We start from the raw sequence: 25,496 nt of genomic DNA on the forward strand, positions 1-25,496 counted from the left end.
CCCTTAGGCTACGTTTTCTCCATGGAAAACGAAGCGCGCTGATCTTGTTGTTAAAGCGAACTCTCCAACCAAACTTTTAGCCTAAGGTTCCAGCCTAGGTAACAATAATCCGAACTCGTCGTTTTTCACGAGCACGTCTTACAAGGCAAAAATATGGTCATGAATTTCGCTTTTGAAGCACAAAAAACACAACAGCGTCTGTTAGCCGAATTAGATTTTAGCCAACTGACTTCTCAACAAAAAGCGATCTTCGTTAAGCGATTAGAGAACGGTTTTGCACCACTCTTCGAACAGCTTTTCCCGCTTTATGGGAAGTGCTTCGACCTGCATTATCATCTCAAGGTGTTGCTACAATCCTTTATCGATTTTCATAAGAAAAAACGCCCTGCCCAAATCAAAGACAAATCAGAGTTCTGGTTCGAATCCAATCAAAATGTCGGCATTGCCGTATATGTGGATTTATTAGCTGACGACCTCAGCTCTCTAATCGACAAGATCCCTTATTTTGAATCCTTAGGAATTAACTATGTGCATCTAATGCCGCTTTATTTAGCTCCAGAAGGCAACAGTGACGGCGGTTATGCGATTTCAGATTACCGTACTGTGTCACCTAATTTGGGCACTAACAAAGACCTAAAAGACCTTGCTTCCGCGCTACACAAAAAAGGCATACGCATGGTGTTGGATTTTGTGTTTAATCACACATCAGACGAACATCGTTGGGCCGAAGCTGCAAAATCAGGTGACCAAGAGTTCCAAGGCTACTACTACTTTATGGGCGAGCAAGACGCCATGGAATACAACCAAACCGTACGCGAAATATTTCCTCAAATTCGTCGCGGTAGTTTCACCTATTTACCTGAATTAGACAGCCATGTCTGGACGACCTTTAACTCATTCCAATGGGATTTAAACTATTCCAATCCGGCGGTTTTTGTCGCTGTCGTCGAAGAAATGTTACATCTAATTTTAAACGGTTGTGATGTCTTACGACTCGACGCCTTAGCCTTTGTCTGGAAAGAGAAAGGAACAGTGTGTGAGAACTTACCTAAGGCTCACAACCTGATCAAAGCTTTCAAAGCCTGCTTGGACATCGCAGCACCACAAGTCGTCTTTAAATCCGAAGCTATTGTTCACCCAGATGAAGTCAATAAATACATTGGCGCCGATGAATGCACGCTGTCTTACAACCCTCTAATGATGGCCTTGTTATGGGAAAGTTTAGCGACACGCCAAACCAACTTGTTGTACCAATCTCTTGAGCGCAGCTTCGCGATTCCAGAGCATACGACTTGGATCAACTATATCCGCTGTCATGACGATATTGGTTGGTTATGGGATGACGCCATTTCTGATCGTCTTGGCATTGATGGGATTGGTCATCGTCGCTTCTTGAATCAATTCTATACTGGCCAATTCGAAGGCTCTTTTGCTGCAGGTGTGCCGTTTCAAGAGAACCCAGTGAATGGCGATTGCCGTGTTTGCGGTACCTTGGCGTCTCTTGCGGGCGTGGAAAATGCCATCGCTGCAGACGATCCGCTGTTGCTTGATCATGCCATCAGACGCATACGAGTGCTCAACGGTATCAACTTCGCTATGCCGGGCATTCCATTGCTATATCAAGGTGACGATCTTGGCGTGCTTAATAATGATGATTACCTAAACGACCCGACAAAAGTAGACGATAGCCGCTGGGTGCACCGTAAGAAGCTCACCAAGGACGATTTCGCTCTTGCTGATAACGTTGAGACACCGCAGGGTAAAATCGCTCAGCTGATCCGAGAGATGATTAAAATCCGCAAATCTAATCCACTTTTCGCTGCGCAGGAATTCGAACTTGTCTCACTAGGCAGCGAACACCTATTCGCCTTTAGGCGACAAATGGACGACAAAACACTATTAGTCATCGCCAACATGAGCGAACACCTAGTACCGCTCGAACATCTACCACTTGGGCAATCACTAAGTGAACTAATCGGACAAGACACAGCAATTAACTTGTTAAACAAGGAATTGGTAGACTTGCCATCATTAAGCCTTATTCAACCGTTAGATATCCTTTGGTTGGTTAATAAGTAAGCGCTTCCAGCAGATACAAAAAAGCGGACCTACTATAAAGTAGATCCGCTTTTTTTATGTTCGACTACATCTAATCAATGCTTTGCAAATTTCTCAATAGCAGATTTATTATGAATGTCGACTAATTCACCAATATTTGTCAACTCGCTTTTAACAATAGACCAAGCCTCATCTGCTTCTTTAGTCCTGTTTTCACTCAAAGAAAACGGAAGAAGAACCTTCTTAGGAAGTAAGTCTAAGCTAGCCATACGATTTAAACGAACTTCATTGTTACCTACTACCTCGAAAATTTCTTTTGCAGTAAGTTTGTCGTTTATTTCAATAGGCTGTATCAACTTCAATGGCTCACCTTGCTCACTTAACTGAGTAAAGTCATAGGTTACTTCAAAGACGCTTTTTGAAAACTTATGCCGTTTAAAAGGGTATTCAAGACAAAGCGAATCAAGTTGAGATCTTAAGATACCAGCTAGTTTTAGCCTATTTTTGACCTGAGAGCCTGAGCTATGACTGACCATACGAGCAAATACACTATTAAGTGTTCCGTCAATTGAGTCCGTTATAACAGTTCGAACTTCACTGAAACGCAACAAAGTTGCACGAGGTTTAACCAAAAAATCAAATGCCTCTTCTGCAGTCATGTGATGATGAACGACTTGTTCTTGAACAAAAGCCAACTCTTTTTGATAAGAAGTCATTGCAAATTTGAATACTTGCCTATCATCAATATGAAAAAATTTTGAGACCCTAGCACCAATATCAGTAGTATCTAACTTGAATACGAAGGAGTTATGGCTTTTTGAATAAAGAAGTACGCCCACATTAGCAAACTCACCAGTTTCACTATAGGGAGCAAAGCGTAGAACAACGTATTTGCAAGCATATTTTTTCATACAAAAAACCAAAAATCATCGTCAGTATAACGGCTTAAAGCGCTCTCAATTGCAACAAGATCAACATCTGCTTTAAGTGTATTTATAGGTGAATCACTATACTGCCATTCTTCTGGCAGAGAGCCAATGATGTTATTTAAATTAAGTAAAATATCTTCAATCTGTCCACTTAACTCAGCTCTAAAAACCAAATCGCTGAGCAATTTTCTGTCAATCTGATCATAAAAAAGATGACCAAAAACATCATCTCTAGTGTATTTTTTATCAAAAGCATTATTGTGATCGATTACTCTAATACGCTTATCACTAACCAAAAGATTCGTATTATCACTATTTCTATCAGCATTTTTCACCCAATAATCAAAAAGGAAAATCTTTAACTTTTCCTCTTCAGTGACGATATGCTGCATCGTTTTAGGCTCAAACCACTGCGCTAACTGGATCTTCTTCGAACCAAAAATAGGGCCGCATCCTAGATCAAACTGAGTATCAAAATCTAATTCAAAATAGAGTTCTTCAGGTATTTCAACCAGCTCGTATTCTGCAATAGGAAGACCAAATGCCGTTGCTAAATTAGCACATATCCACTCATTAATTTGACTCGAGCGAGGCAAGCCTTTAACAATAAAAGAATTCCCATCCTCATCTAGACACTCATATGGATTGCTATAACCTTGTTTAACCTTTCCAATCACTTCCACTATCATTTTCACAATAAAGATCCCTCTAACTTGTAATAATCTAGTGCTTAGTCGAACCCGGATTCGGTATAAAATTAATCACCATTTCTTCCGCTTGAGGAGCGCTACTATGAGGCGTATTCACTCGCGTTGGAATCTCAGTTGGCTGTGACTGTATTACCGTAGATTGCTCATCCGTGTAACCACAGGAAATACACTCACGATATTGCTTTTCAACATCATCGTCGCGCCATGCGCGAATCTTATCCATCTCACTACAACGAGGGCACACAGCCCCTGCAATAAAGCGTTTTACTGTCATAACCCAACTACCTTTAAAAAAATAACGCCATAGTACGACGCCATAAAAAAGCAGCGTCTAATCATCAGATAAGACGCTGCTTCCTTGCAGAATAAAAACTTAAGCTGCGATACCGCTGTGTCTTAACAAGGCATCTGTACTCGGTTCACGACCACGGAATTCAGCGAACAACTCCGCTGCTGGACGAGAACCGCCATTGGCTAATATGGTATCACGGAAGCGTGCGCCGGTATCTTTATTGAAGATGCCATCCTCTTCAAATTTCGAAAATGCATCAGCCGACAAGACTTCCGCCCATTTATAACTGTAGTAACCCGCCGCGTAACCACCTGCAAAAATATGCGAGAAGCTAGTTTGGAAACGGTTAAATTCAGGTGGCGTCGTTACTGCTACTTTGCTGCGTACGTCGTTGATAACGGATTGAACAGAAATGCCTTTTTGGTATTCCATGTGCAAACGGAAGTCGAACAAAGAAAACTCCAGCTGGCGCATCATCTGCATACCAGATTGGAAGTTCTTCGCTGCCAGCATCTTGTCTAACAAATCTTGAGGCAATGGTTCGCCCGTTTCGTAATGACCTGCGATGTGGGCAAGCGCTTCTGGCTCGTAACACCAGTTTTCCATAAATTGACTTGGCAACTCGACGGCATCCCATGCCACACCATTAATACCGGATACGGATGAAACGTCCACTTGGGTCAACATGTGATGCAAACCATGACCAAATTCATGGAACAAGGTGGTGACTTCATCGTGAGTCAATAACGCTGGCTTAGCGCCAATAGGTGGTGTGAAGTTACACACAAGATACGCAATCGGTAGCTGCAGACGATTGTCGCTCAAACGACGACGAGTACGACAAGAATCCATCCATGCACCACCGCGTTTTGCTTCGCGAGCATAAGGATCTAGATAGAAACGAGAAACGTCTTCGCCGTCTTTGCTGATAGTGAAAAGTTGCAAGTTTTTGTTATAGCTATCAAATTCTTTTTCTTCGCGAATATCCACGCCAAATAAGGTTTGTGCCACGTGAAACAATCCGGACAAAACCTTATTCATTGGGAAGTAAGGACGCAGCTCTTCTTGAGAGATACTGTACTTATGCTGACGCAATTTTTCCGCGTAGTAAGTCATGTCCCACGCGTTCAATTTTTCTACGCCATTTTCGTCTTTTGCAAACGCGGTTAACTGTGCAAGATCTTGTTCTGCCGAGCTTTTTGACTTTTTAGCTAAATCTTCCAAGAAGTCGATAACCTGCTGTCCGTTGTCAGCCATCTTAGTGGCAACCGACAATTCAGCGTAATTATCAAAACCAAGAATATGTGCCATTTCATGACGCAATGCCAAAATCTCGTCGATCAAAGGTGCGTTATTGAATTTGATGTCTCCACCTTGATCAGAAGCGCGAGTGGCGAAAGCTCGATACATTTCTTCGCGCAAAACGGCGTTGTCAGCATAGCTCATTACAGGCATGTACGATGGGAAGTCTAAGGTGAACAACCAACCGTCTTTTTCTTTAGCTTCGGCCATTTGCTTCGCTTGTGCTAGTGCTGACTCAGGTAGACCAGATAACTCGCTTTCGTCGGTGATTAACTTGCTCCACGCTTGTGTCGCGTCCAAAACGTTTTCACCAAACTGACTACCCAACTCGGACAAACGCTGGCTGATCTCGCCATAGCGTTTTTTGGCATCACCTTCCAGGCCAACACCTGACAATTCGAAGTCACGGATAGTTTGGGTCAAAGCTTCACTTTGTGGTTGCGTTAGTGTTTTTGCAGCATCGCTTTGCGCAAGCGTTTTGTAGGCTTGGTACAAGGCTTTGTTTTGCCCAAGATCCGTATAAAACTGGGTCAATTTTGGCAAGCAAGCGTTATAAGCCGCACGCAGCTCTGGAGTGTTCTTAACTGAGTTCAAATGGCCAATTGGTGACCAGAAGTTGTTTAGGTCATCGTGCAGTTGATCCAAGGGCAAAACAAGGCTTTGCCATGTTGGATTGGTATTTTCACTCACACAAGCGTCAATGGCTTCTTGGTTGCGCTTTAGTAGTTTCTCTAGATCCGCTTCGATGTTCGCAACATCGACATCGGTAAAATTCGGTAAGCTGGTCGCGTCCCATACAGACTGTGACATATCATGATATCCTTTTATATTAATTGAACGCTGTATTGCATTGATCAATACTATGCTTACTAAGATAGGTTGTCTTAACACTTTTTCAATGCATAAAAGCCTATTGTGTTAATAGTTCCTTCATTTATTAGTACATTCTATTAAGAAGCCCCCCTTTAAGAGAGGATTTATGGTGATGAAATCTTTCCGTGGTAAAACACCACAACTTGGCGACCGTGTTTGGGTCGATGACAGTGCCGTAATTATTGGCGATGTAACCATTGGCGAAGACAGTTCTATATGGCCTTTAGTTGCGATTCGTGGCGACATGCACCGCATTCGTATTGGTGCTCGTACCAGTGTTCAAGACAACTCCTGCTTGCACATCACTCACGCCAGCGACTATAAGCCTGAAGGTCATCCTCTAACCATTGGCGACGACGTCACCGTGGGTCACATGGCGATGTTACACGGCTGTACGATTGGCAGCAGAGTATTGGTTGGCATGGGAACCACCATTCTTGATGGTGCTGTAATTGAAGACGAAGTCATCATAGGCGCAGGCTCTTTGGTGCCACCTGGCAAGCGTTTAGAAACGGGCTTTATGTACATGGGATCTCCCGTGAAACAAATCCGTCCACTCAACGACAAAGAAATCGAATATTTTCAGTATGCCGGACTTAACTACGTCAAACTGAAAGATGAGTACTTGGCAGAAGCAGCAGCGAGCAAATAGACAAATTAAAATCATGGTTGAATGGTAATAAATACCAGACGAATATCGTCTAACAATCAGACAAACAACCCGAGGCTTAAATGACCAATGCGAACCTCTCTGTTGAGATGGATTCTTCAGCAGCAGTTAACATCTTTCAGGATGCTGTTTTTATTGAAGAGCTACGCACGCAGATGCTGAAGTTCGCCAAGCTTCAAGTACGAGACAATCAATTAGCCGAAGACGCAGTACAAGAAGCCATGTTCTCTGCGTATAAAAATATTGATCGTTTTGCGCGACAAGCCGCGTTTAAGACTTGGGTATTCTCCATATTAAAGAACAAGATCATCGATTTGTTGCGCAAGGAAAAACGCCATACGGCGGCAAGCCAGCTTGAAGATGGGCCGAACCTAAATGGCGACGCCTTAATAGAGCATTTGTTCGAAGAAAATGGACACTGGCAAAAAGATGAGCGACCCAAAAAATGGGATCAACCAGAACATGGTGTTGAAAACCAGCACTTCTGGCGTATTTTCGATGCTTGTTTAGATGCGCTACCAGCCAAGTACGGCCGACTATTTATGATGCGCGAATTTCTCGAAATGGACACACCTGAAATCTGCCATAACGAAGAGGTCACCGTTAGCAGCCTAAACGTCACCTTATATCGCGCTCGATTACGCTTACGGGAATGTTTAGAAGACAACTGGTATCAAGTAGAGAGGTCTTAAACATTATGATCAAATGCAAAGAAGCAACACAATTGCTTTCTGAGAAAATGGATCGTCCTTTGAACGTAAAAGAAAAAGTGCTACTTACTCTGCACACTTCTATTTGCTCACCTTGTCGTCAGTTTGGCGAGCAAATGAAAACAATGCGTGAAATTTCAAAGAGTTACACAAAAGAAAGCGATACAACTAAAAAATAAATATTTATTTTCGAAAGATAGTGTAATAAAGACATTCTGGTCAGCGTCAAACAAAGCGTAATCAAAAGACATGTTTGTCTTCCCTTTTAGAATATTGAGGATCTACCCATGAAAAATGCAAAACTATCTTTATCGCTAGCTCTTGGTACCGCTATCGCCCTATCTGCTGTTGCAGTTCCAGCTGAAGCGGCTAGTAAAGAAAAATGCTACGGCGTAGCACTGGCTGGTCAAAATGATTGCGCGGCAGGCCCAGGCACTTCTTGCGCAGGCACTTCCAAAACAGATTACCAGTCAAACTCTTGGAAATTAGTTCCAGCTGGTACCTGTAACGATCTAGAGTCTAAAACATCCTCAACTGGCCACGGCCAATTGCAAGCCTTCTAAGACGGATAACACATGTTATCTCAGTCACAACAAAGCCGAGGCGCTAATGCGCCTTCGGGCTTTATACAAAAAACTGGCATCAGCCTAAAACCTTCCTATTACCACGAGATTCTCGACGCCCATCCAGAACTGGGATTTTTCGAGATTCACGCTGAAAACTATTTAAACCTAGGTGGCCCAGCTCGACACTACTTGCAAAAAATCCGCGAATTCTATGCTTTTACAGTGCATGGCGTGGGGTTATCCATTGGCGGAGAAATGCCTTTAGATCAACAACATTTACGTCGCGTGGCCCAACTCGTCAGCGAAGTGCAGCCTGAAGTTTTTTCCGAGCACCTAGCATGGTCAACTCACGACAACGCATTTTTGAATGACTTATTACCAGTGGCTTATAATCAAGCAACTTTAGATCGCGTTTGTGAACACATAGACCAGCTTCAATCACTATTAAAACGTCGTGTTTTAATCGAAAATCCATCGACGTATTTTGAATTCAAACACAGCGACCGCAGCGAAATAGATTTCATTCGCGACATGGTAAAACGCACAGGTTGTGGCCTATTACTCGATGTAAACAATGTCGACGTTTCCTGCTTCAACAACCACAGCAACCCATACAATTACATTGACGGATTTCCAAGTAGCGCCGTTGAGCAAATTCACCTTGCCGGTCACACCCTCGACAACAATCCTATCGTGCCGCTCAAAATAGACAGCCACGACGAGCCTGTTTCTCATGACGTTTGGGATTTATATCGACACACCTTAGCAACCATTGGAGATCGCCCTACACTAATTGAGCGCGATGGTAATCTACCGCCTCTGGAAGAACTACTGGCAGAAGCCCAGCAAGCGGACACAATAAGAGACGCAATTCGACAGGAAAACCCGCATGAATGAGCGCTTTAAAACCACATTATTCAATCAAAACAACGCTTTTTATGACGAAGTAAAAGGCCGTTCAGACGATGAGAAAGAGGCTCGCTTTAACGTTTATCGCAACAATGTCTATGTTTCTTTGATCGACGCTCTAGCGGATATTTTCCCTGTCACGCAAATGCTCGTCGGTGAAGACTTCTTCCGAGCAATGGCGCGAGAATATGTGCCATTGAATCCTCCAAAAACGCCCATCATCAGCGATTATGGAGATAATTTTTCCGACTTTGTTCGCCATTTTGAACCAGCGAAAAGTCTGCCTTTTTTAGGCGATCTAGCAATGCTAGAATTTAGTCTTCTCTCACTGACTAATGCACAAGAATACGACACACTTGAGCACAAGCAAATTTCAGCGGCGTTTAATAACGCATCAGACCCAACCACCTTGCGCCTGCTGTTACCGCCAACCACACAAATCCTTGTTTCCCCTTTTGCTATTGGGTCCATTTATCTAGCGCATCAAGGCAATGGAAGCCACTCTTTAGCAGATATAACAATAGATAAAAGTGAGTACTTACTTCTATCAAAGTCCCATTTATACGCAGAGCTGCATATTATTTGTCACGCCGAAGCCGTTTTTATAAAACATCTAATGCAAGCCAAACCACTCGGCGAAGCTATCCCAGACGACGAGAGTTTTGACCCTAGCACCAGTCTGGCAAAGCTTATTGAGTGGAAACTATTAACTGAAATCTCTGAAGCGGGCGCCTAAGAGCACAACCTTGAATGATAATAAGAAGAGGAAATCATGCTACAAACGGCTGAAAATCTATTTAAAAAAATACCCGAGTCATTGATTCTGCTCTTGGCGCGATTTGCCATTGCTGCGGTATTTTGGAAGTCTGGCCAAACAAAAATAGAAGGATTTTCTTTGGATATTATCGCGATGGAAGCGCACTTAGGATGGCCGCATTTAAAAGACTCAACTTTGTTTTTGTTTGAATACGAATACAATTTACCATTGCTGTCGCCGATGATAGCAGCAACCTTAGCGGCTCTTGCCGAGCACATTTTACCGATTCTCATTTTGACTGGTTTTTTGACACGCTTTGCTGCGCTCGGTTTGGCGGGAATGACCTTGGTGATTCAGCTTTTTGTCTATCCTGACGCTTACCCAACTCACGCCACATGGTTAACCATTGCCTTGTTAATCATGTGGCGCGGCGCGGGCGCTTTTTCTTTAGATCGTCTGATTTTTAAACGCTAATCAGCTTCTCACTTAGCCGGCAGAATAAAAGTAGACGTTGCTTCATGGGTTTGTTCAGCGGCGCCGGATAAGGCATCGGTGAGCTTACTCAAGCGTTTTGATGTCTGTTCATTGCTGACGGTGACTTCCACAATCCGCCTAATGTGCTCGGCAATATCATTCGCTTCTCGTGCCTGCTGCTGAGCTAATTGCGACAAACCATCTAGACTTTCTAATGATGTGGCCGCATCCGCTTCTAATTGGCTCAGAGGCGCGACAACGTCCTCGATTTGCGCAACGCCGTGGCGCATTTTCTCTTGGCCTTGCACCATTTCATTAGAAATCTGCATCGACAAGCTGCTGATGGTTGTGATCACTTTATCTATGGAAGCCGTCACTTCCGCCGTGTTCGTTGCCAAATTTCGGACTTCATCGGCAACTACTGCGAAACCTCGACCACTTTCTCCGGCCCGAGCCGCTTCAATAGACGCATTCAAGGCCAATAGATTTGTCTGTTCCGCAACATTCCGAATGCTGTTCACAAATTCGGTTACCGTCATCGCACTTTGATTTAACTCAGCAACTGCTTTAGAGGTTTCTTCTATATAAGCTGCCACCGCAGTAATGTCTGTGGCCGCAGAAGTAATCACTTTCTTGCCATGTTTTGCTAAATCGTGCGCGGCTTCCGCTTGATTACGCGATACGCTAACGTGATCTGCCATTACATTCGCCGAATTAGATAATTCGCTGACCGAGCCCTGAATATCATTCGCCATGACAGCTTGAGTATTAGAGCCTTGGTTAACATCCGCCACGTTGGTACGAATTTCACTCACCGCGGTGACCACGGTTTTGGCGCTTTTATCAATTTTCATAACAACACCAGCTAAACTGACTTGCATGCGCTTAACGCTATCAAGCAATTGGCCAATTTCCCCTTTTTGCTCAGAAGTAATGTCTTGAGAAAGATCACCACGAGCAAATTTGTCTAGCAAGGCAATGACATAATTAAGTGGATTAACAATACTGCGAGAAATCAAAACCGACATAACCAAACCAATTAACACCGCCAAAAGACCAACACCAACGGTTAACCAAATAGCCAATTCTGATTCAGATAAAACTTCCTTCTGGTGCCCTTGCATCATATTGCGTTCGTATTCAGACAACGCAGAGGTTTGTTTTAAAAACGTTTGTAATTCATTACGAGTCGTACCTGCCATCAATTTTTTGGCATCATCAAGTTCACCGAACTCTAAGGCTTCTACCGTTGCTTGAAGAGCGGCCTGATAGACTTTACGTTGTTTTTTTAATACTTCGATGCTCGCCTTATCTTTCGGCGTTTGTACCAACAGAGCCATTTTCTCTAGATTGGTGTCTAGGCTTTTATTACGTTCATCAATTTCTTTATAAATTGCCACCCGAGCGTTTCGCTCTTCCAGCACAAACAACAATAACAAGCGGCTTGCCAAGCTTTCTGCGTTTACGTTGAGCTCGCCGGTCAACTCCACTAGCGCCGCATTTTCATCCACTATACTGCGGATATTGCCAGACAAAAGCTGAAAGCGGCTGACAGACAACACAACCACCAGCACCAACAATGCCAACAACACTAAATAACTCGCCCTGAGACGACCACGGATACTAGTAAAACCAGGCATAGAACAACCTCTTATGAAACATTAAAGCGACGAAAAGCACGTACCATCTGATATGAACATAATAGACGTAAAACTAGCTAGTTTTATTACAGGTAAATAGTCTTCCCTGAATAATGACCCACTTTTTTAAAGCAAGTTTTTAAATAACGAATGACATTTAAAATATACGCTTTAAGGTTTTTTTATAAAAATCAAACGCATCCACAGCACCTTTTACAGCCTGATCAGTTTGCGCATCGGTCAGATTGAGCGCATCCAATTGTGCGACAAACTTACGCCAATGCGGCGCTCGTCCTTCAGGATGTGCTGCTAAATGCCTAGCGCCATGGTCTGCATCAAAGCTCAATTTCTGTGTTTCTTTATACAAAAATGCTGCACCAATATTCGACCCTTCACTGCAATAAAGCCAACCAATGGCTTGGTACAGATCTGTCGGCGTAGCTAACAAAGATACATCAACATCCGCCTTTAAGCCCAAGTCATTCAAATCCGATTCAACCGCAGACAACCTAGGTAATTCAGCCAACCCGGGGAACAACACTTGCAGAGCTTTATTCTGGTACAAAGGCGCAACAGATAAATGAAAAATATGCTGTAAACGCAAAAATTTTCTGTAATTTTCTTCGTTTTCAAATGGCTCTGACTGCATCACCAGTGAATCGACACTATCGTGATTAGTACGCGTAGAATATTTTAAACGCTTTGCAAATGTCAGTGTATCTTGGTCTTTTTCTATTGTTTGCATATCTGGCCTCATTTAAAAATCCATCTTATTTAATGATAAAAACTTACCTTCCAAATGACCACTTCATTTATATTAAGAAAAACTAACATTCTTTTGTTAAATTTTTAACTTCTTCTGGCCTAGACCACATCCATAAAAAGCCAACAAACATCCCTGATAAAGCAAAAAACAAAACGTATGAATTAATTCCGCTACATACTAATAAACAGGCACATAAAAACATGCTTATTGATGATATCACTTTATTGCTTCTAGAAATCACCTTGCCATTATCCCAATTATAAAGAACAGGACCTGTAAATCGATTATTATGCAAAAACCGATAAATCCTAGGGGAACCTTTTGATGATGACCAAGCACAAAGTAATATAAACTCGGTAGCAGGAATACCAGGAACCATCACACCTACAAACGCCATTATCAAGCTAAGGAAAGCAATAACTTGATACATGAAGGTTTTACTTTTTACAAACATGAATTCAATTCCAGAAAACATTATTTATTAGAATTTAATCTATTAAGTATTAATAAATAAAATATCAAGCCGAATTATTAACATTCATTCCCTCTAATAACTCAACCATTAATGTATTAAGAATGCTTAATAAACAAAAGCTAGCTCTTTGCCTGTCAGTTGCTAGGATGGTCAATCCTTACAGAAAAAAACAACTAAGATTGTAAGGAAGAAGGAAGGCTAAAAAAACAAAAAACACGATATTGATAACCATTATCAATAGATGCTAGTATGCTGATGCTGTTTCGAACACTCATTACCATTTTTACTCTATAGAGATAAGAAGATATGCGAATTCTCGTTGTTGAAGATGATGCTTCCGTTAGCCATTGGATTAGCAGCAAGCTGCATGTATCAGGTCATATATGCAAGCTAGTAGATAATGGTGAAGACGCATTGAAGCTGATTAAGAAAGAAGTTTTTGATGTCATTTTATTGGATCGTGTCCTCCCTAAACTAGACGGTATCCAGTTGCTTGGTTTACTTGGTAATACTCCTCACCCACCTATACTTATTCTGTCGGCGAACGATCAAATATCGGATCGAATAGAAGGTCTCAGAGCAGGGGCGGATGACTACCTCGGCAAACCATTTGATTTTACCGAGCTACTTTTACGCCTAGAACGATTGTACTTCCGGACCAAAAAAGTAGCTTCAAGCAATCTTATAAAAATTAAAGATATGATGATAAATCTTGAATTACACGAAGTAACTCGTTCAGGACAAAAGATTGACTTAACCAACAAAGAATTCAAATTACTCTATGTACTTGCCGAACATCCAGGACAAACCGTTACTCGCAGCATGTTGTTAGAAAAAGCATGGGGATATCACTTCGACCCACAAACTAACATCCTAGATGTTCACCTTTCCAAATTAAGACATAAGCTAGATGGTGGATCTAAAAATCCAATCATTCGAACTATTCGTTCAGTTGGTTATGCTTTAGGATGATTCTGTGTTTATTAAATCGTTGTCCCATAGTAGCAGCTTTAGGCAAGCTACTATCATTGCCTTTATTTGCTTATTGATATCTTCTGCTTCTATTTTTATTTGTGACTACATTTTAGACAACATCATGAAAAGTCATGTTAAAAATATGATTTTTGAAAATATAGAAAATCAAAAATTAAATAATAAATTTAACAGCAGCAATGATTTATCAATACAATTAAAAAATGAAAATTATAAAGAAAGCAGAAAAGATCACTTCACCTTTATTTTTGACGCTTATGGAAAAGTTTTATTAGGAAATAAGCAGAACGTATCAGATAGTCAAATCCAATACTTACAAAAACACAATATAAATTCGCCAGATATTGTCTCGTTAAAAGATAATAATGTCGAGTTATTAGGACTATTAGTGCCTTTAACAGATGGCGGTATGTATTTTAACGCATACAACGTAAAACCAATGAACCAACAAACTCAAATAATATCTCTTATGACAGGTGTTGGGCTGCTGGCAATACAACTCATGATTTTAGTAATTAGCCTACGCTTTAGTCGACACAATCTCTACCGCGTTAATCATATCATTGACACCCTAGAGCAATATGCTAGTGGTAAACACAACGTTAGAGTTAACTCAAACGACAATAAAGATGAATTCGACCAACTGAGTCAAGAAATTAATATTGTACTTGAACGCACTCAGAGGCTAATGGGAGAAGTTCGAGACATCACTAGTCATGTTGCACATGAACTAAGAACACCACTCACTCGCCTGCAGCATAAGTTGATCAACTTATCAGAACGTGTAGGAGGAAAAGAGCTCAACGAGCTCGAGCAAGCAATTAAAGAAACCGAGCAAATACAAATACTTTTTCGCTCTATCATGCGACTTTCTGAAGTCGAAACAGGACAAGTTAGCCATCAAAAAGACAACATTAATGCTTATGACATATTGCATGAAGTTTATGAGTATTATCAGCCATTAGCAGAAAATTATGGAATTAACATAAAGCTCGAAGCACAAAAAAAACATGTTTTTTGTGCTGATAAAATCCTTATTTTTCAAGCTATTGCAAACCTATTAGATAACGCTATTAAGTACGCGCCAGAAAGTGAAACTATAACTCTTAAAATAGATTCATCATTGGGGAATACCTTTATAAAAGTCTCAGATCAAGGTAAAGGTATCCCAGAAGAGAGTCTGCATTTTGTCACTCAGAGATTCAAAAGGCTTTCTTCCAAAAAGGACGTATTCGGGCACGGATTAGGACTGACTCTGATCCGAGCTATAGTCTCTTTGCATAATGGCGAGTTGGTTTTAACCAATACGCACCCAGGACTCTGTGCTTGTATTAAAATTCGTTCAAATAAAACGACTTCATAGCATTTAAGAAAAATACAAAAGGCCACTTTGGTTTCCCAAGGTGGCCTTCATCTAAGCTTTAAAAACCTAACGCAAGCGCTTAAACGGCAAAGTATAAGCAATCAAGAATAACAAGGCAGCGCACACAACAACACTTGGGCCAGTTGGTGTATCCCAACGATAAGACGCCCACAAACCACCGCAAACAGCCAAACAACCAATCAAGCTAGCAAACGATGCCATTTGTACTGGCGTACTCGATAACTTACGCGCCGTCGCAGCGGGAATAATCATCAAGGAAGTAATCAGCAACACGCCGACGATTTTCATTGCCACGGCAATCACCAAAGCCACCAGCAACATCAGCAATAGACGAATCGCTTCTACCGGATACCCTTCTACTTTTGCTAATTCTTCATTAACGGTTACAGCTAGTAGCGGCTTCCAAAATGTCACCAATAACGTGATAACCGCCAAACCACCACCGTAAATCCAGTAAACATCGGCTTGGTTAATCGCCAGCAAATCACCAAACAAATACGCCATTAAATCTATACGAATATTGTCGAGAAAACTTACTGCAACCAAACCAAGTGACAATGCCGAATGCGCTAGAATCCCCAACAAGGTGTCCGTCGCAATAATGTGTTTCTTCTGCAAAGTCACCAACACCAAGGCCAAACCAACACACAAAACGATAATGGCAAGATTCAAATTGATGTCTAATAAAAAACCTAACGCCACACCCAACAAGGCCGAATGCGCTAAGGTATCACCGAAATAGGCCATGCGTCGCCAAACAACAAACGCGCCTAACGGCCCTGCTACTGCAGCCACACCCAATCCACCTAACAAGGCTCTGAGCAAAAGATCTAACATGCTATTACGAACTCCAAAATCTGCTAACTGGGGATGTTATTAATGATGTTTACAATGGGCGTGAGCATCACCATCGTCCGATAGAATACTGCCGTGTTCATCATGCACATGATCATGCTGATGGGCATAAATAGCGATGGATTCATCTGCACCTGGCACACCAAACAAAGCTTGATAAGCAGGATGACCTGTTACATGTTGCGGGCTACCAGAACAGCAAACATGTTGATTGATACAAACCACGGTATCGGTTTTCGCCATCACCAAATGCAAATCATGAGATACCATCAGAACGCCGCAATTTAGCTCATTACGGATGTTTTCAATCAGGTTATAAAGCTCCACCTGACCATTCACATCCACGCCCTGCACTGGCTCATCTAGCACTAATAGATTTGGTCGGTTCAACAAGGCACGCGCCAACAAAACACGCTGTGTTTCACCACCAGATAACACATGCACTTGTGATTTCAACAAATGCCCAATGCCGAGTTTTTCTAGTGTAGGAAGAATTTGTTGTTTATCAACACCACGCACCAAAGCCAAGAAATGCTTTACCGTTAATGGCAAAGTCGGATCTATATGCAGCTTCTGCGGCATATAACCGATACGCAAGGTTTTATGCCTAACTATCTCACCAGAAGTTGCTTCTTGCAGCCCTAACAAGGTGCGAATCAGGGTACTTTTCCCGCTGCCGTTGGGGCCAATTAGGGTAACAATCTCGCCTTCACTGATCGTCATATCAATGTTTTCAAGCAAAACTCTGCCATCAAACGAGATACCAATTTTATCAAAAGCAACCAATCGCTTACTCACGCGCTTGCTCCTACTTTTTTTGCCTTACATTTCGCACATAAGCCTGTTAATTCAATGGTTTCAGCACGTAACTCAAAACCTTGATGCGCGGCTTTTTCGATCAAGGCCGCATGAATATCTTGGTAATCGAATTCCATAACATTGTGGCATTCATCGCAAATCAAGAAATAACCTTTGTGCGCTTTATCTGCATGGGCACAGCCAAGGTAAGCGTTCATCGATTCCACTTTGTGAATCAGACCCGCACCTAACAAAAAGTCTAAAGCACGATAAACCGTTGGCGGCGCAGAGTTAAAACCCTCTTCGGCCAACTTCGCCAATAGCTGATAAGCACCAAGTGGGCGATGACTTTCCCAGATCAATTCCAATGCGCGGCGACGTACTTTCGTTAATCGCTGGCCTTGCTCTGCACACAGGGTTTCCGCTGTTTCTAACGCGGTATCAATACAATCATTATGGTTGTGATGACTGTGTTGATGAGAACCTTGTTGTGAGTGCTGATGTGAGTCTTCATGTTTCATTAGAAAGCCCTTCCTGCATTGCTTACGTAACTCCAAATCATTGAAGTGCTAATTATTATCAAAGCGAAAGCGGCAAGAAAACCAAAGGTGCGCGACACTCGCTGTCGCCAAACACGATGCTCACTACTTAACGCAAAACCTGTATCACGAACAAAAACACTAACGCCAGCCAAAGCAGCGACAGTAATAGCAGTACCTAGCGCCATGGCAAAGGTTGCCACCAAACCCCAAACAAAAATGCCCGTGCTCAAAGAGAATAACAAAACTAAAATCGCCCCAGTACAGGGACGAATACCCACCGCGGCCACCATTGCCCAAATACTACGACGAGCGGTTTTCGCTTCATCTGTATGATGCGCACAACATGCATGATCATGAGAGTGTTTATGGGTATGACCGTGATGCTCCGCAGAATGATCGTGATGATGTTCTTCAAGATGGTCTTGTGAGTGATCGTGACCACAACCAGATTGGCCGCGTAATAAACGCAAAAGAATCCACACACCAATCAAGCCAACTGCAGCAAAACTCGCCACTTCAAAAAAACGACTTATTTGCATGGCTTTTCCTGCCAAGGAAAACACTTGGCTAAGCACAACAATGACTAAGACTGCCATCACTGCCTGAACACCAGCGCACAAAAATGCCAAGCTAATACCACGGCGCAATGGCGCTTTGCTCGCCAACATATAAGCAGAAATAACCGCCTTACCATGACCTGGTCCAGCCGCGTGAAAAACGCCATAAAAGAAGCTTGTAGAGATTAACCCCCACAGTAGAACCGGACTGCCGCCTTTGCTGATAGAGCGAACTAAAGACACTAATTCACGATGAAAAGTGGCTTGCTGAGAAATAATCCACTGGATAAAATCTTGATACAGCGCAAAATCAATCGCGGCATAAAGAGGCGAGCTGAGACATAAAAAAGATAACAATAAAAAAGCGACGTTCTTTGCCATAATTGGCTCTCACCGAAATTGGATACAATTTTGTTATGATATAACAAGTAAAACCCAAGGAGAAGCCAAAGCCTAGAAACGCCGCATTTTGTACAAAATTTAATTCATAACCACTTAGCTAACGGCTGAAGTGGCTGGATGTAAAAAACCCATTACACCACTCATAAAGATCTGCGCAGCCATGGCCGCCAAAACCAAACCGGTAATCTTAGACAAGACATTTAAGCCTGTTCGACCCAGCATTTTTTCAATCAAAGAACCAGAATACAAAATGATCGCCAAAGTACCCAATGCCAACAACAAACCACACAAGCCAATAAATAAATCCCAACCTTGTAGTTCAGCACCGTAAACTAGAATTGTACCAATCGTCGCTGGTCCAATAATCGTAGGTACAGCCAATGGCACAACAGACACATCATCACGTTCTTCGCTTGGCATGCCAACCGCATGGTTACGCGTACCGTCACGAACCAAACTCAAGGCTGATAAAAACAACAATACGCCAGAGCCAATACGGAAAGAATCCAGCGTGATGCCTAACACAGCAAACAAACTGCCACCAAAAAACAACAGCACAATAGAAATCGCCACAGAGGCAATAATGGCTTTGTTCGCCACTTGTCGACGAGATGCCGAAGATTCTCCGCGGGTTAACGCAAGAAACATCGACAACACAAAAAACGGCGCGAAGAGAAAGAAGAACTTAATCCAAGTTGAAATTAATAAACTCATTTAGAATAATCACCAAAAAAGCAGACAGCAAAACCGAATGCTTATTGAAACCTTTGCTCGATGTCATAAGCCAATACGAGACAAAGATCTCTTATTATCTAAAGCCCTATCTTATATTGCTAGGACTCACCCAATTTACCGCGCTTGTGGCACAGCAAATATTTATCTGAAAGCAGTCTCTATTTAAGGACCGTCCCGAAGAGAACGCAGATGGGGGAATTCTAGCAAAGAATCAGAAAAAATGAGGAAAAAGTGGCATTGAATTACAAAAAGAAAAGCCGACAAAAAATCGGCTTTTCGAACAAAAAATAAGTGTCTTTTATTAGACTGTTTTATTTGACGTTTTGAAGCGCCCAAGCACCCATGTGAAGAACACAGGAACAAACAATACACCTAAGACTGTTGCGGAGATCATGCCACCGATAACACTTACACCTAATGAGTGCTGACTTGCCGCACCTGCTCCCGTAGCTATCGTTAAAGGTACCACCCCTAAAATAAAGGCCATTGACGTCATAATGATAGGTCTAAAACGCAATTTTGCGGCTTGGATCGCTGAGTCTTTTAGCGAATGCCCTTGTTGATAAAGATCTTTGGCAAACTCAACAATCAAGATAGCATTTTTCGCCGATAAACCAATAATCGTAATCAGACCTACCTTGAAGTAAACGTCATTCGACATCCCCATCAGATAAACTGCTGCAACCGCACCGAGTGCTCCAATCGGAATAATCAAAATAACCGACAATGGAATAGACCAGCTTTCGTATAATGCCACCAATAGTAAGAAAACCACCAAAATAGAAATGGTCAGCAGCATTGGAGCTTGTGACCCCGCTGCTTTCTCTTGGTAAGACAACCCGGTCCACTCATAGCCAATACCTTTTGGCAGAGTACTAATAATACGTTCAATTTCCGCCATTGCCTCACCAGAACTGTGTCCAGGCATTGGACTTCCGGAAATTTTATACGTTGGGTAACCATTGTAACGAGATACCTGAACCGGCCCGATTTCCCACGAGCTGCTTGCAAAAGAGCGCATTGGAACAAGGTTACCCTCGTCATTTAACACTTGCAGCTCTAAGACACGCTCTGGTGTCATACGATCTGCAACATCGGCTTGAACAACAACGCGTTGCAAGCGACCTGCATTAGTAAAGTCGTTAACTGAGGCCGAACCGTACGCCGTTGATACCGCATTGTTGATTGATTCGAACCCCACGCCCAATGCTGTCGCTTTTTGACGATCTATATTAATTCTAAGCTGCGGCGCATCTTCTAAGCCTTCCATCATGGCATAAGCAATGATTGGAGATGCATTCGCTTGGCCTAGAACAGTATTACGTGCATTAGTTAACGCTTCTCTACCTAGATTACTACGGTCTTGCAATCGCAATGAGAAACCACCAGAGTTCCCCATTCCTTCAATCGATGGCGGTGGAACCGCCATCGAACGGCCATCTGTGATGCTACCGGCAAATTGATTGTAAGCCATCGTTTCATCAAATAAAGACTGCTCACGATCAGACCAATCGGTGAAAGTCGGAAATAGCAAACCAGCATTCGCCCCCATTCCAGAGAAACTAAAGCCCATAACAGTAACTACGTTTTCAACCGCATCCCGCTGCCCTAAGAACTCCTCAACATCTTTCATTGTCTCATTGGTTCGAGAAAAAGTAGCACCTGCAGGGAGCTGCAAATCGACGATCATGTAACCTTGGTCTTCCGTTGGCACAAAAGATTCAGGTAAACGCATATAGGCATAACCAAGCCCAATAATAAGTACAAGATACATCAACATGAATCGTCCTGGGCGACTTACTAGCTTGCCGTTCAACGCAGAATAACGATTAGTTAACCCAGCAAATTGGCGATTAAACCAGCCAAAAAAACCACCTTTTTCATGATGTGCTTCTTTATCAATGGGTTTCAATAGAGTCGCACACAATGCAGGCGTAAAAGTTAGCGCCAATATCCCAGACAACATAATAGAAACAGCAAGAGACATAGAAAACTGCTGATAAATAATACCAACGGACCCGCTCATAAAAGCAAGAGGGACAAATACCGCCGATAGAACCAATGTGATACCCACGATGGCACCGGATACTTGCCCCATGGCCTTGATCGTTGCGTCTTTTGGAGAAAGACTCTCTTCCACCATAATACGCTCAACGTTTTCGACCACCACAATGGCGTCATCCACTAAAATACCAATGGCGAGCACCATACCAAACATGGTCATCATGTTTACCGAGAAGCCCATCAAGGACATCACTGCAAACGTCCCTAAGATACAAACAGGAACAACGATAGTGGGAATCAAGGTGTAGCGTAAATTCTGCAAGAACAACAGCATCACAAGAAACACTAAGACAATCGCCTCAATCAAGGTATGAATTACTTTTTCAATCGCTGCACTAACAAATTTAGAGGTGTCATAAGGAAAGCTGATTTGAATATCATCTGGAAAGTTCGCTTCCAGTTCCGCAGCACGAGCTTTTACCGCTTTCACCGTCTCGATGGCATTCGCACCCGGCGATAGCTGAACCGCCCCCATGATGGCTTTATGACCATTTAAACGAGTTTCAAAATTATAATCTTGCTTACCCAGCTCAACACGAGCCACATCTTTAAGATAAACAGCTGAACCATCCACGTTACTGTGTAGAACAATATCGCCGAACTCTTCAGGATCTTCCAAAAAGCCTTTCACAACCAAACTAGCGGTTAACTCTTGCGTATCATCGGCAGGTCGACCACCAAAACTACCAGCAGGTACCTGAACGTTTTGGTTTCTAATTGCGTTATTAATATCACCAATGGATAAACCGTAACTCAGCAACTTTTCCGGTGAAACCCAAACCCGCATAGCGGCTTCGGTGCCAAAATACTGCAGCTTACCCACACCCTCCACGCGGCGAATATTATTGTTAATATTTCGTGCTGCGTAATCTGCCAAAGTAATAATGCTCTTAGACGCATCATCACCTTTGAAAGTCAAAGCATAGATCATCAAGAAACCAGAGCTTGCTTGGTCAACTTGCACGCCTTGAGCAATAACACTACTTGGTAAGCGCGCTTCCGCTTTTTTAAGACGGTTTTGTATGTCAACCTGAGCTAGATCAGGGTCAGTGCCGGGCTCGAAAGATGCCGTAATCTGGGCGATACCATTTGCGTTACTAGAAGAATCAAAATAGAGCAAACCTTTCGCTCCATTTAATTCTTCCTCTATTACACTGGTTACCGAATCAACTAACACTTGAGCGGATGCACCGGGATATGTGGCGGTGATTTCAATCTGCGGTGGTGCTACTACCGGAAATTGCGACACAGGCAAAGTTGGCAAAGCAAGCAGCCCCGCCAACAAAATAAAGATTGCCATGACCCAAGCAAAGTTGGGGCGTGCAATAAAAAAATTAGACATGTATTGAGCCTCTAAAACGTCTTAATAGTTAAGATAAAGTGAACAATGAACTAAGTGTTAGAGGCTACTTTAACGGAAGCTATTACCTTCTCTCCCGCTTGATACATAGCTGCATTATCAATAATTACTTTATCGCCAGCATTTAATCCCTCTGTAATACGCCATAAATTTTGTGACATTGAACCCGTTACAACTGAACGAGATTCCACTGCATTTTGATCATTCACAACGTAAACAAATGCTTGTCCTCCGTTACCACGCATAACAGCACGTTGAGGAATCAATATCGCCTTAGCAGAATGAGACTGAACAGCCTCAACACGAACATACATGCCAGGCAGTAGCACTTTATTAGGGTTTGGGAACAAGCCTCGCAACACAACATTGCCAGTTTTTTCATCTACTTGACTGTCAGAAAACAACAATTTCCCTTCGAAGCTTTTGTTGTAACCATCTAACTTGGCCATCAATTTCGTACTGTTAGCAGAAGTGCCATCTTCTACAGATTGTCTATATTTCAGGGTATCGGTAACAGATTGAGTAAAGTCTATATAAACAGAGTCAAGTTGCTGAATAGTTGCTAATAGAGTTGTATCACTTTGTCCCACTAACATGCCTTCACTAACATTTGCTCGACCAATTCGACCTGAAATAGGCGCTCGTACTGTTGCGTATTCAAGGTTAAGTTCGGCATTCGCAACATCTGCTTTGGCTGAAGCAACAGAGGCACTTGCACTTAAATAGGCAGCTTGAGCAGCATCATAAGTTTGCTTGCTGACCGCTTGAGACTGCAACAAAGGCGCATAACGATCGACCAGCACTTTTGCATCAAACAAGGTCGCTTCCGCCATTGCTAATTTGCCCTTAGAACTAGCAAGTGCAATTTTTAAAGACGCGGGATCGATTTCAAATAATATATCTCCCGCTTTGACATCGGAGCCTTCAATAAAAGTTCTATGCAACACGATACCAGGTACACGAGCACGCACCTCGGCTTCACGAATAGGCTCAATTCGCCCTGGCAAAATAGCATTTTCTTCATATTCAATTGGTTGCACAGTCGTTACTGTGGCAGCTCTTGCGCTTGGAGGAGGACTGGCTTGAGCCTCTGGCTCACTTGAGGTACAGCCAGACACTACAAATAACACCGCCAAAACTGGTAGCAACGCTCGTCCATTTTTCAGAATTCGTATCATTGGTTAATACCTTAAATTTTTGCCAGAGATAAAACAGCTTTAAATAGTATTAAAATAATCCAAATGAATCTATAGTGATTCATTTGATATATATTTAATTCACTTTGTTTGTGCTTTTTACTCGCATCTAAGATTTCATATACTAGATATTCTGCGTAAAATCCCCTTGCATAAAATACGTAAAACGTAGACAACCATGAGACATGGTTATTTAAAGGCAAACTGGATAAAGATATGACTGAACACGAAACAAACAATGCACTGCAGAATGCACTAGCGCTTGCATTAGTTGAGCACCCACGAGCTTCACTGCAAGAACTCGCCTGTGCTGTAGGTGTCAGTAAAGCTACCTTGTATCGTTTCTGCCCCACTAGAGAAAGCCTGCTTGAAAGACTACAAAGCAGCAGCCTTAACGCTTATAAATCGGCAATCAAGGACGCTAATCTAGACACGGCGGAGCCAAGAGAAGGGGTTCGAAAATTACTAGAAAATTGCTATAAGAATAAAGAATTAACCCTCTTTACTATTCAGCATTGGCAGCCGGAACTGTTAGAAAATGGTGAGTGTATAATTGCACAAGAAAAAATCGATGCATTTTTCTTAAGAGGCCAACAAAGTGGCCACTTTCGAGTAGATATCAGTGCAGCGGCTATTACAGAGTGCTTCCATGGCTTATTCTTTGCAATGATAGAAGCGGAGCGACTAGGACGAGTACCTAGAGCAAGAGTACTAACTATAATAGAATTGATACTGATGGAAGGTGCCAGTACAGCTTCAAGTACACCTTCCTAAAATGTGTGTTTAATAAGCAAATGCTAGCGCTGGCTCAGTGCGAGTTTTACACCAAAGCCCAACAGCAATACGCCGGTTAAGCCATCTAAGACGAACGCCACTTTTGGTCGCGCCAGCCAAACTCGCGCCTTATGAACCATAAGCGCAAGAAACGTTTGCCACACCATCGCTATGATAAAGTGAAGTGAGGCCATAAAAAGGGATTGAGCCAACGCAGAATGGCTCGGATCAATAAATTGTGGCAAAAATGCCATGTAAAAAATAATCGGTTTTGGATTCAAGACGTTAGACAAAATACCCTGGCGAAAGCTGCCCCAAGACGTCTGTGATTTAGGATTTTTTGCGTCTTTAAATGTCATACCGACCGGCTTCATCGCACTGCGAATAGCTTGCACACCTAAGTACACAAGATACGCCGCACCCACCAGCTTAAACGCAGTGAACAAACCAGCGGAACCAAGCAAAATCACCGACAAACCTAACGCTGATACAGTCGCATGGGCGAACAAACCCATGCAAATACCCAAACTTGTCAAAAAACCCAAACGCCAGCCACCAGATGCTGCGTTACGCATGACCAGAATCGTATCAACACCTGGGCTCATTGTCAGCACAGTGATAGCAGCTAAAAAAGGCAACCATTGGAAATGTTCTAACATGTGCTTTTACCTTTATATTCGGCGTTGAAAAGAGAATTCTTTACGA

At 42.5% G+C, this 25,496-nt stretch carries 26 protein-coding genes; 11 read left to right on the forward strand and 15 right to left on the reverse strand.

Features of this window, described 5'->3' with window-relative positions; translation table 11 throughout:
* The first annotated feature begins 153 nt into the window (after nucleotides 1-153).
* Nucleotides 154-2,079, forward strand: coding sequence for an alpha-amylase family protein (locus tag TY87_RS04775; protein WP_100186188.1), 1,926 nt, complete (start codon nucleotides 154-156; stop codon nucleotides 2,077-2,079).
* Nucleotides 2,080-2,153: 74 nt separating this feature from the next.
* On the opposite strand, the gene TY87_RS04780 is transcribed toward TY87_RS04775, so the two are convergent.
* The 4 genes from TY87_RS04780 to prlC form a co-directional block, all read right to left on the reverse strand.
* A complete protein-coding gene (locus tag TY87_RS04780) occupies nucleotides 2,154-2,969 on the reverse strand; it encodes a DUF3037 domain-containing protein (protein WP_100186189.1) in 816 nt (271 codons plus the stop codon).
* A complete protein-coding gene (locus TY87_RS04785) occupies nucleotides 2,966-3,676 on the reverse strand; it encodes a HipA family kinase (protein WP_100186190.1) in 711 nt (236 codons plus the stop codon). Before TY87_RS04785 ends, TY87_RS04780 begins: the two co-directional genes overlap by 4 nt.
* 34 nt (nucleotides 3,677-3,710) lie before the next feature.
* Nucleotides 3,711-3,971: a YheV family putative zinc ribbon protein gene (locus TY87_RS04790; protein WP_100186191.1), complete on the reverse strand. Its 261-nt coding sequence runs from the start codon at nucleotides 3,969-3,971 to the stop codon at nucleotides 3,711-3,713.
* A gap of 99 nt (nucleotides 3,972-4,070) precedes the next feature.
* Entirely contained in the window at nucleotides 4,071-6,101 is a 2,031-nt protein-coding gene (gene prlC / locus TY87_RS04795; RefSeq protein WP_100186192.1) for an oligopeptidase A, read from the reverse strand.
* 169 nt (nucleotides 6,102-6,270) lie between these two features.
* Between prlC and TY87_RS04800 the strand changes: the two genes are divergently transcribed.
* The 7 genes from TY87_RS04800 to TY87_RS04830 all read left to right on the forward strand — a co-directional run bounded on the left by TY87_RS04800 (nucleotide 6,271) and on the right by TY87_RS04830 (nucleotide 10,250).
* Nucleotides 6,271-6,816, forward strand: a complete 546-nt coding sequence (locus tag TY87_RS04800; RefSeq protein ID WP_100186193.1) for a gamma carbonic anhydrase family protein — start codon at nucleotides 6,271-6,273, stop codon at nucleotides 6,814-6,816.
* 80 nt (nucleotides 6,817-6,896) lie between these two features.
* A complete protein-coding gene (locus TY87_RS04805; RefSeq protein ID WP_100186194.1) occupies nucleotides 6,897-7,526 on the forward strand; it encodes an RNA polymerase factor sigma-70 in 630 nt (209 codons plus the stop codon).
* 5 nt (nucleotides 7,527-7,531) lie between these two features.
* Nucleotides 7,532-7,723 carry a zf-HC2 domain-containing protein gene (locus tag TY87_RS04810; protein WP_100186195.1) on the forward strand — a complete coding sequence of 64 codons (192 nt, stop codon included), beginning with the start codon at nucleotides 7,532-7,534 and terminating at the stop codon, nucleotides 7,721-7,723.
* 108 nt (nucleotides 7,724-7,831) lie between these two features.
* Nucleotides 7,832-8,107, forward strand: a complete 276-nt coding sequence (locus TY87_RS04815; RefSeq protein WP_100186196.1) for a BufA1 family periplasmic bufferin-type metallophore — start codon at nucleotides 7,832-7,834, stop codon at nucleotides 8,105-8,107.
* A gap of 12 nt (nucleotides 8,108-8,119) precedes the next feature.
* Complete coding sequence (bufB, locus tag TY87_RS04820) at nucleotides 8,120-9,007, forward strand: MNIO family bufferin maturase (protein ID WP_100186197.1); 888 nt, start codon at nucleotides 8,120-8,122, stop codon at nucleotides 9,005-9,007.
* Complete coding sequence (locus TY87_RS04825) at nucleotides 9,000-9,755, forward strand: HvfC/BufC N-terminal domain-containing protein (protein WP_100186198.1); 756 nt, start codon at nucleotides 9,000-9,002, stop codon at nucleotides 9,753-9,755. Before bufB ends, TY87_RS04825 begins: the two co-directional genes overlap by 8 nt.
* 36 nt (nucleotides 9,756-9,791) lie before the next feature.
* Nucleotides 9,792-10,250, forward strand: coding sequence for a DoxX family protein (locus TY87_RS04830; protein WP_100186199.1), 459 nt, complete (start codon nucleotides 9,792-9,794; stop codon nucleotides 10,248-10,250).
* An 8-nt stretch (nucleotides 10,251-10,258) separates the two neighbouring features.
* On the opposite strand, the gene TY87_RS04835 is transcribed toward TY87_RS04830, so the two are convergent.
* From TY87_RS04835 to TY87_RS04845, 3 genes are all read right to left on the reverse strand, one after another.
* A complete protein-coding gene (locus tag TY87_RS04835; RefSeq protein ID WP_100186200.1) occupies nucleotides 10,259-11,890 on the reverse strand; it encodes a methyl-accepting chemotaxis protein in 1,632 nt (543 codons plus the stop codon).
* A gap of 157 nt (nucleotides 11,891-12,047) precedes the next feature.
* Nucleotides 12,048-12,635, reverse strand: coding sequence for a biliverdin-producing heme oxygenase (locus tag TY87_RS04840; protein ID WP_100186201.1), 588 nt, complete (start codon nucleotides 12,633-12,635; stop codon nucleotides 12,048-12,050).
* Nucleotides 12,636-12,717: 82 nt separating this feature from the next.
* Nucleotides 12,718-13,110, reverse strand: a complete 393-nt coding sequence (locus TY87_RS04845) for a YbaN family protein (RefSeq protein WP_100186202.1) — start codon at nucleotides 13,108-13,110, stop codon at nucleotides 12,718-12,720.
* A gap of 327 nt (nucleotides 13,111-13,437) precedes the next feature.
* Between TY87_RS04845 and TY87_RS04850 the strand changes: the two genes are divergently transcribed.
* Entirely contained in the window at nucleotides 13,438-14,103 is a 666-nt protein-coding gene (locus TY87_RS04850; RefSeq protein ID WP_072838488.1) for a response regulator transcription factor, read from the forward strand.
* 4 nt (nucleotides 14,104-14,107) lie between these two features.
* Nucleotides 14,108-15,487, forward strand: a complete 1,380-nt coding sequence (locus TY87_RS04855; RefSeq protein ID WP_100186203.1) for a sensor histidine kinase — start codon at nucleotides 14,108-14,110, stop codon at nucleotides 15,485-15,487.
* 66 nt (nucleotides 15,488-15,553) lie between these two features.
* Here the strand turns inward: TY87_RS04855 and znuB are convergent, their stop codons facing one another.
* From znuB to TY87_RS04890, 7 genes are all read right to left on the reverse strand, one after another.
* Nucleotides 15,554-16,345, reverse strand: a complete 792-nt coding sequence (gene znuB / locus TY87_RS04860) for a zinc ABC transporter permease subunit ZnuB (RefSeq protein ID WP_100186204.1) — start codon at nucleotides 16,343-16,345, stop codon at nucleotides 15,554-15,556.
* A 39-nt stretch (nucleotides 16,346-16,384) separates the two neighbouring features.
* The gene (gene znuC, locus TY87_RS04865; protein WP_100186205.1) at nucleotides 16,385-17,161 is read right to left on the reverse strand and encodes a zinc ABC transporter ATP-binding protein ZnuC; all 777 of its coding nucleotides are present in this window, start codon (nucleotides 17,159-17,161) and stop codon (nucleotides 16,385-16,387) included.
* Nucleotides 17,158-17,682, reverse strand: coding sequence for a Fur family transcriptional regulator (locus tag TY87_RS04870; protein WP_100186206.1), 525 nt, complete (start codon nucleotides 17,680-17,682; stop codon nucleotides 17,158-17,160). The genes znuC and TY87_RS04870 overlap by 4 nt, the downstream gene beginning before the upstream one ends.
* Nucleotides 17,682-18,641, reverse strand: a complete 960-nt coding sequence (locus tag TY87_RS04875; protein ID WP_100186207.1) for a nickel/cobalt transporter — start codon at nucleotides 18,639-18,641, stop codon at nucleotides 17,682-17,684. The genes TY87_RS04870 and TY87_RS04875 overlap by 1 nt, the downstream gene beginning before the upstream one ends.
* A gap of 114 nt (nucleotides 18,642-18,755) precedes the next feature.
* Nucleotides 18,756-19,376, reverse strand: coding sequence for a MarC family protein (locus TY87_RS04880; protein ID WP_072838494.1), 621 nt, complete (start codon nucleotides 19,374-19,376; stop codon nucleotides 18,756-18,758).
* 322 nt (nucleotides 19,377-19,698) lie between these two features.
* Nucleotides 19,699-22,803, reverse strand: coding sequence for an efflux RND transporter permease subunit (locus TY87_RS04885; protein ID WP_072838495.1), 3,105 nt, complete (start codon nucleotides 22,801-22,803; stop codon nucleotides 19,699-19,701).
* Between the two features lie 50 nt (nucleotides 22,804-22,853).
* Complete coding sequence (locus tag TY87_RS04890; protein ID WP_100186208.1) at nucleotides 22,854-23,999, reverse strand: efflux RND transporter periplasmic adaptor subunit; 1,146 nt, start codon at nucleotides 23,997-23,999, stop codon at nucleotides 22,854-22,856.
* A 234-nt stretch (nucleotides 24,000-24,233) separates the two neighbouring features.
* On the opposite strand from TY87_RS04890, the gene TY87_RS04895 reads away from it, so the two are divergent.
* Nucleotides 24,234-24,791 (forward strand): TetR/AcrR family transcriptional regulator, encoded by a 558-nt coding sequence (locus TY87_RS04895; protein WP_072838497.1) that lies wholly within the window; start codon nucleotides 24,234-24,236, stop codon nucleotides 24,789-24,791.
* A 23-nt stretch (nucleotides 24,792-24,814) separates the two neighbouring features.
* Here the strand turns inward: TY87_RS04895 and TY87_RS04900 are convergent, their stop codons facing one another.
* The gene (locus TY87_RS04900; protein WP_100186209.1) at nucleotides 24,815-25,450 is read right to left on the reverse strand and encodes a LysE family translocator; all 636 of its coding nucleotides are present in this window, start codon (nucleotides 25,448-25,450) and stop codon (nucleotides 24,815-24,817) included.
* Between the last annotated feature and the right edge of the window lie 46 nt (nucleotides 25,451-25,496).

Origin of the sequence: Marinomonas sp. BSi20584, from assembly GCF_002792415.1 — a bacterium.
Taxonomy (GTDB): domain Bacteria; phylum Pseudomonadota; class Gammaproteobacteria; order Pseudomonadales; family Marinomonadaceae; genus Marinomonas; species Marinomonas polaris.